The sequence below is a fragment of the Streptomyces sp. NPDC058457 genome (assembly GCF_042720695.1).
GTDB lineage: Bacteria > Actinomycetota > Actinomycetes > Streptomycetales > Streptomycetaceae > Streptomyces.
Genome location: NZ_JBHXLU010000011.1, coordinates 12,375 through 24,114 on the forward strand (window position 1 = coordinate 12,375; position 11,740 = coordinate 24,114).

An 11,740-nucleotide genomic window follows, 5' to 3' on the forward strand; every position below is an offset into this window, starting at 1 on the left:
CGGAACACCACAGTGGTTCCGGCGACTTCGTCGGCGACGGGAGACCGGGCGTCGCACCGCTGACCAACGCGAGGTGGGCGATCAAGCGCACGGCTGCACGGACGGCCATCCCCCGCCTCGACCGCGCGGCTGTGACTCGGCCCGGCAAATGCCCATGGTGAACCTCTCCGTACCCCCGTACGTAGCCAGTGCAGTGCCCGCGGCGATCCCGTGGGCCCACCGATCGACGACGGACAGGAACGGATGGACTCAATGACGAGATCCAGGACCGCGACGCGACTCCCGCTCGACCGTCCCGCCCGCGTACTCAACCGTCCCGCCCGCTTACTCGCCAGACGCGGGCGCGCGCTCGGCGTGGCGCTGGCTCTCGGCGCGTTACTGGCGTCGGGCGCGACAATGACCCTCGCCGCTCCGGCGGTTGCCGCGACGGGTGACGTCAAGTGCCCGTCCACGGACTGCGTGCGGATCGCCCCGGCGGCCGGCTCCCCGGTCGCCGTCGCCCCCGACAACGCCGGCGCGGTGTACCTGGCGTACTCGGGAGGCGATCTGCTCAGGCTCGACCTGGCCACCGGAGCGCTCGACACGGTCACCACCGGTCTGGGCAACCTCCGCGGAGTGGCCGTCGCGGACGGCAACGCGTACATCACCAGCTTCGACGGCACGCTTCAGCAGGTCACCCTCGCCACCGGCAGTCGCCGTACCCTGGCCGCCGGCCTGCCCGCACTGTTCGGCGTGGCCCGCTTCGGCACCACCACCTATGCCACCGACACCAGCGGAGAGATCATCGCCGTCCCGGACGGCGGGACAGCGCGCGTGGTGACCACGGGGCTCGGCTTCTCCTACGGCCTCGCGTTCGACAAGGCGGGGCTCGCCTACACCGCGGACATGGGCATCGGCCGCATTCTCCAGACGAACGTGGCCACCGGTACGACGCGCGTGCTGGCCGGCGAGGCCTACGAACCCACGTCGATCTCGGTCGGCGGCGACGGCCTGGTCTACTTCCAGGTCGGCGACGAGGTGAAGCGCGTGAACGCCGCCACCGGGGTGCAGTCCCACGTCACCGACATCGTCGGGATCAACTCCTTCAGCTTCTCACTGGCGACGTCCGGGGACGCGTACACCACCGGTAGCGGGGACGACGGTCTGTGGCGGATCGCCGGGCTGACGTCGCGATGAGGCGGTAGACACCTCGCCCGGAGGTCCGGAACACCGGAACAGTGATCACGGAAGGGTGGCCGGCGGGGTTTCTCCCGGCCGGGCACCCTTTCGCGTGAGCCCGGGAGAAGACGCCCTCTCAGCTGACTGACCAGGCCCCGGGCTCTCGGTGGGCTCGGACGCCATGGGTCCTCCTCGGGAAAAGGGAGTTGAGGCACCGTGAGGGCATGGCGCGGCATGTGCGCCACACCGCTTCGGGTTCGGCGACCGGTCAACTTGGTTGAACCATAAACCACTCTGCGGTCGCGCTTCCGCCCACCGCACGCCACCGCTTCGTCGGGAGGCCGTCCGTCACCGCGAAGGGCACAAGCTGGTTCCGGCCGATCGGGCGCGTGCCGCCCGCTCACGTGCCGCCCGGATCAGGTCCTTCTCCTCCTGGGTGAGCAGCCGGAGCAACTTCTCGTTCTTGAACCAGTCGTTCATGAGGGCATGAGATCCGCCCAGGCTCAGCGAATAGGCCCACATGCTCCGCCCCTTCCGTTCTCCCTTCCATTCCACGGCCCAGGAGACCAGATGGTGGATCTTCTGGTCCGACGTGAACTTCGAGATCGACATGATCGCCATCCGTCCGCCTTGGCTCACGGGCCGGGGCGCCGGCTCTCCGTCAGGACAGCCGGCGCCCCGTCTTTCCCCGGGGTCAGCGGCGGTGCGCGCCGCAGCGGAGGACCTGCTCCACCGCTGTCGCCATGGCCTGCTGGCCCTCGGCGTTGGGGTGGGCGGGCGCGGCCGGAGCCACCGCGACCAGGGGTTCGATCCAGCGCTCTCCGGCCGGCCGGCACATGTCGTGTCCCACGGTCGGGGTGTAGGTGTCGACATAGCGCGCGCCGTGCGCGGACGCCTGGCCGGCGAGCATCGCGTTGAGCTTCTTCTCGGTGTCCCGCAGATAGCCGAAGTCACCGGCGGCCAGCGGCATCACGGAGCTGGTGCAGCCGACCCCGTCGTCCGGGAACAGGTCGGGATAGCCGACCACCAGGACCTTGGCACGGGGCGCCCGCTGCCGTACGGCGTCCAGCGCCGCGGCGATCTTGGACGCGGTGTCGTCGACGCGCTGTTCCAGCCGGTCGGTGCCGTCGCTCGTGAAGAAGGTCTGGCACGGGTTGCCCGTCGGGTCCTTGGCCGCGAGCCCGGCGCAGGTGGCCAGGTCGCTGGAGAAACCGATGTCGTTGCCGCCGACGGTCAGGGTGACCACGTCCGTGTCCGCGCCCAGCGCGTCCAGCTGAGGCTGCTGCGCACCCTGCGGTCCGGCCAGGGCGGTCGTCGTGGCGCCCGCGCAACTGACGTCGGTCAGCTGCGAGTGCGTCGCTGCCGCGAGCAGGGACGGATAGTTCTGGTCGGACCGCGCGCACGCGGTGTCGACCTGGGTCGGGATGCCGGGGCCGGAGGCGTACGAGTCGCCGAGCGCTACGTGGTCCACGGTGCGCGCGGTGGGTGGCGCGGCGCTCGCCGATATCGCGCCCGTGGTGGACAGGGCCATCGCGCAGCACGCCACCATGGCGCCTCGCAGCACGCCCCGCCGCCCGGGGGATCTCTTGGTCTGGTTGTTCAAGTCCATCCATTCGTCAGGCCCCGGGAGCGCTCGTCGCGCCGCTCCGACAACAGTCGTCAGCCGTGGGGCGGTGTGCTGACGTGACATCAAACGACGCCCGTACCAAGGAGGTTCACTTGCCGGGCCGCCGAAATGGTTCACCCGCGGATGCGGCGGGGCGCGGAAGGTGATACGCGCGTCGGCCCGCGCGAGCGGTTCGGGCGGCATGGGGTGAGGCTCTACCGGTGGTGACTGCGCCGGAGGTGGGACTCGGCGTAGGCGTGTGCGCGGAAGGCGAGGACGGGGTCGTCGGAGAGCTGGATGCCGGTGGTGACCCGGGTGGGGTCGAAGGCCTGCCTGTCCCAGTGGTCCTGGTCGTCGGCGGGTGCGGTGATCTCCAGGCGCCCGGCGATGATCTCCCTGCGGTGGTCGGGCCAGACGGTGCTGGGGTCGTGGGTCGGGTCGTCGGGGTCGGCGAGCTGAACCCGCAGGACGAACGCCACCGGCGCCTGCTTCAGGCGCTGATGGAGTTCGTCGGTCAGGTAGTGGGCGGTACGGGTGGCCGCCTCGTCCGCGGTCAGGCCGAGGCGGCCGGCCTCCGGTTCCCAGCGGTACCGCACGGGCTGCCTGGTACCGGCCGCGTCGACCCATACGAAGGCGTGGATGGCCCAGTAGGCGGCGGAGGCATAGCTGACGGGGACGGGTGGCTGCTGCGCGACGGCTTCGGCCAGATGAGGGTGGGCCCCGACGAACACGTGCACCCGGGCCGGATCGGGCTGGTGGGTGACGGGGTCGGGGCGCAGGGCCTCGGTCAGCTCGAGGAACTCCCGGGGCGTGGCGGCAACGAACCTGGGGACGGTGAGGGCGATGAGGTCGGTGTCACTGCCGTCGTGCAGATGGAAGCGGGTGGCCATGCCGCGGGTGACCGGGGCGGTGTCGGGAGTGCGGGGATCTCCCTCGGAGTTCGAGAACCGTACGGTGGCCGGAACCGGCCGCGTCTGCAGATGTGCGGCGGTGGTCAGGGCCGCCGCGGCCCCGGTGGGTGCGAAGGTGGCCCGGAAGGCGACTCCCCGGGCACTGGACCGGCGCTGTCCCGGGTGCCTCCCGCTCATGCGTTCCATGCTGTCGACCACCTCGACGGCCAGGGTGTGATCAGTGGAAGTACTCGACATGTCAATCCTCCGAAAACGAAACAGGTAAGGAGCCTTGGCCCGGGGGGACCCACGTGCTGCGGGCGCTCTCCGCGGCACCGGCCGCGCCGGCGCGCCGCCGACGGGCGGACGGACGGACCCAGGGCGGGCGGGGGCGGACCGCCCCCGTACGAGCCGTTCGCCGGACTCGTCTCATTGCCGGGTACGGGCCGCATGGGGACCCGGTTCACCCACCTCGGGAATCGGATCGGTTCGTGGCCCCGCGTCCGACGGCACATGGCGGCACACGGGCCGGCCACTCACGCGTGCTAGAAAAGCACATGCGTTTTCGATTGCTCGGACACCTTGAAGCGGTCGCCTCCGACGGGTCCCTGATCGATTTCCCGGGCTCTCTGGCGCGTGCCGTCATCGCGAGGCTGATCCTGGCCGACGGGCGTCCGGTGCAGAGCGAGACCCTCGTCGACGAGCTGTGGGGCGAGCGGGCGGCGAGGAATCCCGTCAACGCTCTGCAGGTGCAGATGACAAAACTGCGTACTTCCTTTGCCGCCCGAGGCGAAGAGGGGCGGATCGTCACGCAGTCCGGTGGCTACCGGTTGATCCTTTCGGAGCACGACCGTGTCGATGTCACCGAATTCGAGGATCGAATCCTTCGCGGCCGGGAAAATCTCCGCGAAGGGAACTACGCGGAGGCGGAAGCACTGCTGCGGGACGCGCTGGCACTGTGGCGGGCTCCCGCCCTCAAGGACCTGACCGGCTTCTTCTTCGAAGCGGAGCGCGCCCGGCTGGAGGAGTTCCGGCTCACCGCCAACGAGGATGCCGTCACCGCCGGCATGGCACTGGGAAAGGCCCGCGAACTCGTCGTGGAACTGGCGCGTCTGGTGGCCGCGCATCCCCTGCGGGAAAAGCCGCGTGCTCAGTTGATGCTGGCGCTCTATCGCAGCGGACGGCACGCCGAGGCACTCGCGGCCTTCCGCGACGGACGGCGCCTCCTGGACTCCGAGCTCGGACTCGCCCCGTCTCCCGAGCTGGAGGCGCTGCACAGGGCCATCCTTTCGCACGATCCTGCGCTCCGGGGACCCGGCGGTGCATCAGGCACCCCGGAGGCTCGGGATCGTCCGCATCACGCGACGGCGGAAGGGAACCTGATGGTTCCCCCTGGCGCGTTCGTGGGACGCGTCGGCATGCTGCGGAGTCTGCGGGCGGAGATCGGCCGTCAACGCCTCGTCACGGCCGTCGGCCCGGGAGGTGTGGGCAAGACCCGGCTCATGCTGGAGGCCCTGTCGCGACGGGGCGACGACGGCGCAGCCGTCTGGTGGATCGACCTCGTGGCCGCCGGAAAGGACGGTGTGCTGTCTGCCCTTGCCTCCGCCCTAGGTCTGTCGGAGAGCTCGGTCACGGCGGACCAGTATCCACTCGGCCCTCTTGAGCGGATCGTCTCCTATCTGAAGGAACACACGGCGATCCTGGCGTTCGACAACTGCGAACACGTCCTGGACGAAACCGCGCTTCTCGTGAAGAAGCTGCTCGGCACCTGTCCGTCGGTCACGATCGTGGCCACCAGCAGAGAACCGCTGAGCACCTCCGGCGAAGCGCTCTTCCCGGTGGAACCGATGGCCGCGGAGGAAGCCGCCCAGCTCTTCGCCCTCCGGGCCTCGATGATCGACCCGTCGTTCGACCAGGACACGGCGAGGGACCACGGGGTCGTCGAACTGTGCCGTCGGTTGGACGGACTTCCGCTCGCCGTCGAACTCGCCGCCGCGCACGTGAGATTGCTGTCCGTCGCGGAAATCGCCGAACGGCTGGACGACCGCTTCGCCCTGCTGGTCAGGGGGGCACGCACCGCACCCCGCCGGCACCGGACCCTCCGCGCGGTTCTCGACTGGAGCTACGCCCTGCTCGGCGGCTCCGAGCGACTGGTACTGGGCGAACTCGCCCTGCGCGTGGCCGGCTGCTCGGTCGAGGACGCGGAGAAGAGCGGACTGCCGCCTTCGGATCCCGCCTCGGGGGACACCGCCGGCGTTCTTCACGTCCTGGGTCAACTGGTGGACAAGTCACTGATCTTCACTGTGCGCACCGCCGGCGGGACCCGTTTCCAGATGCTGGAGACGGTACGTGAGTACGCGCTGGCGAAGCTTGCTGAAGAAGGACATCTGGCGCCGGCCCAGGACCGCTTCGTCGCCTGGTCGCTGGGGTTCGTCAGACAGGGCCACAAGGGCATGCCGTCAGGAGAGCAGGCCTACTGGTCCCGCCGTGTCACCGAGGAGTCCGCGAATCTCAGAGTCGCCTCGGAACTCATGACGCGCACGGCGCAGGTCACCGACGCGCTTCGTCTCGAATCGGCTCTCGGATACTTCTGGTACATCCTCGGCCGTGAGGAAGAGGGAATCGACAGGCTGACCCGCACCCTGGACGCCTACGACACGGCCATGCGAACCGCCCCCGGTCACCGGCGGCCGGCGCCCGAGGAGGAGTGGGCCCTCTGTTATGTCTTCGTCTGGCTGGCCTGGCTGAACCATGTCTCCGGACGGCATGACAGCGCACTGAAGTACGAGGAGCGTTACAGCGACACCTGGCGCAGTGCGAGGAATCCGGATCTGGCCGTCGTGGGTCCTGTCTGGGAGGCCCTGCACGCGCGGCTTGCCGCCGAGGAGGGCTGGGAGGCCCGGTTCGCGGCGGCCGACGCGGGGATCGCCGGCACCGGGTTCGGCTGGGACCGGGTCGCCCTGCACTACGCCTGGTCGACCTACTGCCTGCATGCGGGAGACGCGGACGCGGCTCGGGAGCACGCGCTGACCGGCATCGAGGTGTCCCAGGCCATCGACGACCCCGTCACCCTGTCGGTCTGCCTCACGGCCTGCGGCGACGCCGAGGAGAGCGTCGGCAGGAGGCAGGCGGCCCGGGAGTCGTGGAGCGAGGCCTGCGGTGTCCTCCGGTCCATAGGCGCGCGTTCGCGGTGGGCCTACCGAGCGTTGCGGCTCGCCTTCCTCGATGTGGGAGAAGGGCTCATCGACTCGGCGGACCGGAGGCTGTCCGAAGTGGAGAAGGTCGCCGCCGAGCTCGTCTCGTACGACCTGAAGGCGGCCGTCGCCAATCTGCGCGGGGTGGTCCTGGCCGGCCAGTCGCGCTTCGACGAGGCTGAGGCCGTCTTCCGGGAGGTCTGGTCGTCACCGGCCTTCCCGCGTAACCGCAGGGCGGTGGCGGGACTTGGGCTCGCCGCCTGTGTGCCGCCGTCGCGCCCGGAGCATGCCGGGGGCGCGGACCCGCACGAGATCCTTCTCGAGGTCGGGCGCCTGACCGATCTGCTCACCGAGCCTCTCACCCGGAAGGCGGTCGGCTGTTTTCTCGCCGACATCACGGAGGGGCGGCACGCGGTGCCGGCCGGGGGACATCCCCTCCACGAGCGTCTGGCGGGCTCGCCGTCCGTGTTGGCCGCCTTCTGGTGAGTGCGTGGGCAGCGGCCGCACCGGAACGAGGTTTCCGCTCAGAAGTGGGTGTAGCCGCGCTCGGCCAATGCGGTCCGCAGGGCTCTGAGGGCCAGGTGGGTGCGGGACTTGACGGTGCCGCGGGGTATGCCGAGGAGCTGGGAGGTCCGTTCCACCGAGTGGTCGAGGAAGTGGGCGTGGACGAGGATCTCGCGGTGCTGGAGGGAGAGGTCCGCCAGGGCCTCGCGGACGATCTTCCTGCTGAGGGCGTGTTCCAGGCGTTCGGGGCCGGGCAGGTCGGCGAGGGTGGTGTCGTCGGTCTCCGGGGGGCGGGCCCGGCGGGCGCGGTGGCCGTCGATGACGAGGTTGCGCAGGACGGTGACGAGCCAGGGCCGCACCCCCTCCGCCTCGGGGTCGAGGACACCGGCGTGCCGCCAGGCCCGCAGGACGGTCTCCTGCACCATGTCCTGGGCCTGATGGGTGTCACCGCACAGCAGCCCCGTCGCCACCCTCGCCATGAACATCCCGTGCTTGTCGTAGAGGGCACGCACGAACGCCTCGTCGCCCGCCCTGTCCCGGGTACGGCCGGTCGGTCGCTCCTGGTCCGTGCATCCGTTTCCTGTGCTGTGTCTCATGCCCGCGTTCCCCGCGCGCCGGCACCGAACGGAGGCCGCGCAAACTCGTTGAAAGCTGAACGGGCCAACCCTTGAGGGGACTGCTTGCCAACCGCTTGCCGTCCGCTTAACCGGCACCCGGCTGCGAGGACAGCCGTGCGAAAGGGGAATCACAATTCTGGGCGCGGCCAGGGTCCGGGGAGCAGCCGACGCGCGTCCTCCCGCCCGGCGCGGCGGACCGTCGGGATCGCAAGCTGTCCGCTGCTGTTACGGGGCGCACCATGAGGGGGTTCACAGCCGGCTGCGCCGCGGGCGGGGTCCGTACGCCGGGTCCGCCCGGGTCGGTGTGCCCGGGTCAGCGGTGCCGGCCGGGGCCGTTCAGCGCGTAGTTCCGGTCCAGCACCGTCCGCAACGTACGGTGACGGGCCGGTGCCGTTCGTTCCCCCTTCGTCAGCAACGCGAAACGGTTGTCCAGACGGGCCTCGATCTCCCGCACGGACAGCAACCGCACGTGGGCGGCAGTCAGTTCGACCGCCAACGGCAGGCCGTCCAGCCGACGGCACAGCGAACGGACGTCCCGCACCCCTGCCTCGTCCGCGAGGAACGACGGGTCGATCATCACGGCTCGCGCGGCGAAGTGGACTCTGGTCACCTGGACCTCCAGGGCGTTGACCGGACCCTTCGCCTCACGCTCCGCCCACGGGTCGTCGATGAGCGTGTCCCGCTGGACGACCGCCAGTCGCTCCAGGGGGCCTCCCGGAGACGGCTCGCGGCCGGCGGCGGCACACAGCCCCGTACCCCGGCCGGTCAGAATCCGGTGAGAGTGGTCTTGCCGACGGCGGCGCCGGTCTCCTGGACGCGGTGCGCCTCACGGAGGTTGGCGGCGTTGACCGGGCCCAGGTCGCGGGTGGCCGTGGTGGTGAGGATGCCCGCGTCGACGAGGCGGGCGACCTGGGTGAGGATGTGGTGCTGCATGCTCTGGTCGGCCGTACGGAACATCGACCGCGTGTACATGAACTCCCAGTGGAAGGAGATGCTCTTCGCCTTGAGCACTCCGAGCGGCAGCGAGTCGAAGTCGTCGATGGCGACGATCCGGCCGAAGGGGGTGAGCGCCTCGGCGTACGCGGCCAGGTTGTGGTCGGTCGCCGTGGTGCTGAACACGAAGTCGATGCCCCCCGGGGCCACTTCGGCCAGCTGCGCCGCAAGAGGCCTGCGGTGGTCGACGACGTGGTGGACACCCATCCGGCGCGCGAAGTCGATGCTCTCGGGCCGCGACGCCGTACCGATGACGGTGAGGCTGGTCAGGGCGCGGGCCAGCTGCGCGGTGATCGAGCCCACGCCGCCGGCGGCCGCGGTGATCAGCAGGGCACCGGTCTGCTCCAGGGCACCCGTGCGCAGCCCCAGCCGCTCGAAGAGCCCCTCCCACGCCGTGAGCGAGGTCAGCGGCAGCGCGGCGGCCTCGGCGAAGGAGAGGGTGGCCGGCTTGCGGGCGACGATGCGCTCGTCGACCACGTGGTAGCGGGAGTTGGCGCCGGGGCGGTCCAGCGCACCGGCGTAGTACACCTCGTCGCCCACCGAGAGGAGTTCCACCTCGCCGCCGACGGCGACGACGGTCCCGGCGGCGTCCCAGCCGAGCACCTTCGCCTCCCCGCCCGGGTCGACGTTCTGCCGGATCTTGTGGTCCACCGGGTTGACGGCGATCGCCTCCACCCGCACCAGCACGTCACGGGGTCCCGGCTTCGGGGTGGGCAGCGTGACGTCGACCAGGCTCTCGGCATCATCGACGGGCAGCGACTTGCGGTACGCGACCGCGGGCATCGTCGCGGGGATGTCGTACGTCTCGTTCATGGTGGTCCGGCCTTTCCACGTGTGCGTGATCCGAGAGCCGCGGACGGTACCGCTCCGCTTCGGATACATCGAGAAGACGTGGTCGCGCCGACAGGACACGCACGGGGGATCCGCGACTTCGACCACGTCAGCGACAGTACGAAATGGATAGTGGTTACCCGCAAGGGCCTATAGTTCCCATTGGGTACTATCGCTGCATGACGACGACAGCACACCTGTGCGACGACCCGAAGAGCGTCTACCTGGCCGCCTGCCCCTGCCGTGACATGCTGGACCTGCTCGCCAACAAGTGGAGCGCCCTCGCCCTCGGCGCTCTGGAGGACGGGCCCCAGCGCTTCGGGGCACTGCGTGCACGTCTGCAGGGGGTGAGCCCCAAGGTGCTCACCCAGACGCTGCGCCGCCTGGAGGACCACGGCCTGGTCGACCGCGAGATCTACCCGGAGGTCCCGCCCCGCGTCGAGTACAGCCTGACCCCGCTCGGCGAGGACGCCTGCCGGCCCCTGGCCCACCTGCGCACATGGGTGGAGGAGAACATCGAACGGTTCCCGGCGTCCCGCTGACACAGCGGCTCCACGGCCGTCACACCGCACCGTGCCCACAAGCGTCGGCCGCGGTGCACCACCCCCGCCACCCGCCCGTGGCCCCGTCGAGTTCGACCTCGCCCATGCTCCCGAAGAGGTCGGCGCACACTGTCCGGGTGTCGATCGGGACCGGCTGCGTGAGTGCCGGATCCTCGTACTGGCGATGATCACCACATGGCGCTGGGATCGGGGCGACCAGCTCCCCGACGGGCGCCGGCCGGCCGCAGAGTGGCTCAGCCAGATCCGAGCAGCGCTCTGACAGGCAGGCCGGTCAGGGGTGTTCGGGAAACCGAGCGCAACCTTTCGCCGCGTTGACGTGTCTGAGCCAACTGTCAACCGTCAACGCCGACCGGGTTCGGTCGGCCCATGGAACTCTTGCGCCGGGACCACGTCTTGTCGTCGCTCCCGGCGCGTCTCCCACGGAGAACGCATGCGTATACGCACCACCGCGGCCGTCGCCGTCGCCTGCGGCGCCGCCGCCCTCACCTGTGCCGCCGTTCCGGCCGGCAGCAGCGGGCAGAGCGCCCTCACGGCGGTGACGGCGAAGGCCAAGCAGCCCTACGCGCTGGCCGTCACCTTCTCCAAGGTGAAGGTCGCCGGCGGCAAGTCCGCCGTGTCCGTGGGCACGGACGCCATCGTGCACCTGTCCTACAGCTTCGCGCTCACCGCGACCGACGTGGACGTCTCCGCCCCGGACTTCTACGTCGGCCTCGACCTGTACCGGGGTTCCGCCGCCAAACCGGCGAACGACCTCTACGGCGACCAGCCGGCCACCTGCGACGTGACCTCCTCCGAGTCCTCGTCCGACAAGGTCGTCACCGGCATGAAGTGCACCGGGAAGGTGGACATCTACCCCCGCTCGGACCTGCACAACGCCGATGCCGGAGCCAAGTGGCACGGCGTGGCCTGGGCGATCGCCTACAACGGCCAGAACCAGCAGGAACCGGCCGACGTCAGCAAGATCGGCACCGCCGAGCTGACCGGGCAGTCCTCCCCCACGGTCCGCCGCCTGTCCAAGCTCACCGCCGACGCCACGCCCGAGCCGGTCGGCAAGGGCCGGACACTCACCGTCACGGGCGCTCTGACCCGCGCCAACTGGGACACCCACAAGTACGCCGGCTACACCGGGCAGAAGGTCAGGCTGCAGTTCCGCAAGAAGGGGACCAGCGCCTACACGACCCTCAAGACCGTCACCACGGACAGCCACGGCAAGCTCAAGGCGACCTACAAGGCGAGCGCCGACGGCTACTGGCGCTACTCCTTCGCCGGAACGGCCACCACCCCTGCCGTCTCCGCCGCCGGCGACTTCGTCGACGTCAGGTAGTCCCCGCACGTGCCGTTCCCGGGGCCGGCCTCCGTGCCGGCCCCGGGAACGGACACCGCG

Annotated in this window: 10 protein-coding genes and 1 pseudogene; 5 read left to right on the forward strand and 6 right to left on the reverse strand. The window is 70.3% G+C overall.

Features of this window, described 5'->3' with window-relative positions:
- The first annotated feature begins 252 nt into the window (after positions 1 to 252).
- A complete protein-coding gene (locus tag ACFWPS_RS11820) occupies positions 253 to 1,176 on the forward strand; it encodes a hypothetical protein (protein WP_383703688.1) in 924 nt (307 codons plus the stop codon).
- Between the two features lie 330 nt (positions 1,177 to 1,506).
- Here the strand turns inward: ACFWPS_RS11820 and ACFWPS_RS11825 are convergent, their stop codons facing one another.
- From ACFWPS_RS11825 to ACFWPS_RS11835, 3 genes are all read right to left on the reverse strand, one after another.
- Positions 1,507 to 1,770 carry a hypothetical protein gene (locus tag ACFWPS_RS11825; RefSeq protein ID WP_383703690.1) on the reverse strand — a complete coding sequence of 88 codons (264 nt, stop codon included), beginning with the start codon at positions 1,768 to 1,770 and terminating at the stop codon, positions 1,507 to 1,509.
- Positions 1,771 to 1,852: 82 nt separating this feature from the next.
- Positions 1,853 to 2,767 (reverse strand): SGNH/GDSL hydrolase family protein, encoded by a 915-nt coding sequence (locus ACFWPS_RS11830; protein WP_383703692.1) that lies wholly within the window; start codon positions 2,765 to 2,767, stop codon positions 1,853 to 1,855.
- 212 nt (positions 2,768 to 2,979) lie between these two features.
- Positions 2,980 to 3,912, reverse strand: coding sequence for a catalase family peroxidase (locus ACFWPS_RS11835; protein ID WP_383703694.1), 933 nt, complete (start codon positions 3,910 to 3,912; stop codon positions 2,980 to 2,982).
- Between the two features lie 299 nt (positions 3,913 to 4,211).
- Here ACFWPS_RS11835 and ACFWPS_RS11840 point away from each other — a divergent pair, with 299 nt between their 5' ends.
- Positions 4,212 to 7,334, forward strand: coding sequence for a BTAD domain-containing putative transcriptional regulator (locus ACFWPS_RS11840; RefSeq protein WP_383703697.1), 3,123 nt, complete (start codon positions 4,212 to 4,214; stop codon positions 7,332 to 7,334).
- Between the two features lie 38 nt (positions 7,335 to 7,372).
- Here the strand turns inward: ACFWPS_RS11840 and ACFWPS_RS11845 are convergent, their stop codons facing one another.
- From ACFWPS_RS11845 to ACFWPS_RS11855, 3 genes are all read right to left on the reverse strand, one after another.
- Positions 7,373 to 7,948, reverse strand: a complete 576-nt coding sequence (locus tag ACFWPS_RS11845; RefSeq protein ID WP_383703699.1) for a sigma-70 family RNA polymerase sigma factor — start codon at positions 7,946 to 7,948, stop codon at positions 7,373 to 7,375.
- Between the two features lie 334 nt (positions 7,949 to 8,282).
- Positions 8,283 to 8,579, reverse strand: coding sequence for a hypothetical protein (locus tag ACFWPS_RS11850; protein WP_383703701.1), 297 nt, complete (start codon positions 8,577 to 8,579; stop codon positions 8,283 to 8,285).
- A 155-nt stretch (positions 8,580 to 8,734) separates the two neighbouring features.
- Positions 8,735 to 9,745, reverse strand: coding sequence for a zinc-binding alcohol dehydrogenase family protein (locus tag ACFWPS_RS11855; protein WP_383704019.1), 1,011 nt, complete (start codon positions 9,743 to 9,745; stop codon positions 8,735 to 8,737).
- Between the two features lie 227 nt (positions 9,746 to 9,972).
- On the opposite strand from ACFWPS_RS11855, the gene ACFWPS_RS11860 reads away from it, so the two are divergent.
- From ACFWPS_RS11860 to ACFWPS_RS11870, 3 genes and pseudogenes are all read left to right on the forward strand, one after another.
- Positions 9,973 to 10,335 carry a winged helix-turn-helix transcriptional regulator gene (locus tag ACFWPS_RS11860; RefSeq protein WP_383703703.1) on the forward strand — a complete coding sequence of 121 codons (363 nt, stop codon included), beginning with the start codon at positions 9,973 to 9,975 and terminating at the stop codon, positions 10,333 to 10,335.
- Between the two features lie 76 nt (positions 10,336 to 10,411).
- Positions 10,412 to 10,615, forward strand: a pseudogene (locus ACFWPS_RS11865) (aminoglycoside phosphotransferase family protein); the annotation flags it as partial.
- A 171-nt stretch (positions 10,616 to 10,786) separates the two neighbouring features.
- Positions 10,787 to 11,680: a hypothetical protein gene (locus ACFWPS_RS11870; protein WP_383703705.1), complete on the forward strand. Its 894-nt coding sequence runs from the start codon at positions 10,787 to 10,789 to the stop codon at positions 11,678 to 11,680.
- The last annotated feature ends 60 nt before the right edge of the window (positions 11,681 to 11,740 follow it).

Bases quoted from the DNA above. Each gene is read 5' to 3' on its own strand.
- ACFWPS_RS11840 (WP_383703697.1), top strand. From the start codon at position 4,212: ATGCGTTTTCGATTGCTCGGACACCTTGAAGCGGTCGCCTCCGACGGG.
- ACFWPS_RS11855 (WP_383704019.1), bottom strand. From the start codon at position 9,745: ATGCCCGCGGTCGCGTACCGCAAGTCGCTGCCCGTCGATGATGCCGAG.
- ACFWPS_RS11820 (WP_383703688.1), top strand. From the start codon at position 253: ATGACGAGATCCAGGACCGCGACGCGACTCCCGCTCGACCGTCCCGCC.
- ACFWPS_RS11870 (WP_383703705.1), top strand. From the start codon at position 10,787: ATGCGTATACGCACCACCGCGGCCGTCGCCGTCGCCTGCGGCGCCGCC.
- ACFWPS_RS11825 (WP_383703690.1), bottom strand. From the start codon at position 1,770: ATGTCGATCTCGAAGTTCACGTCGGACCAGAAGATCCACCATCTGGTC.
- ACFWPS_RS11860 (WP_383703703.1), top strand. From the start codon at position 9,973: ATGACGACGACAGCACACCTGTGCGACGACCCGAAGAGCGTCTACCTG.
- ACFWPS_RS11830 (WP_383703692.1), bottom strand. From the start codon at position 2,767: ATGGACTTGAACAACCAGACCAAGAGATCCCCCGGGCGGCGGGGCGTG.
- ACFWPS_RS11835 (WP_383703694.1), bottom strand. From the start codon at position 3,912: ATGTCGAGTACTTCCACTGATCACACCCTGGCCGTCGAGGTGGTCGAC.
- ACFWPS_RS11845 (WP_383703699.1), bottom strand. From the start codon at position 7,948: ATGAGACACAGCACAGGAAACGGATGCACGGACCAGGAGCGACCGACC.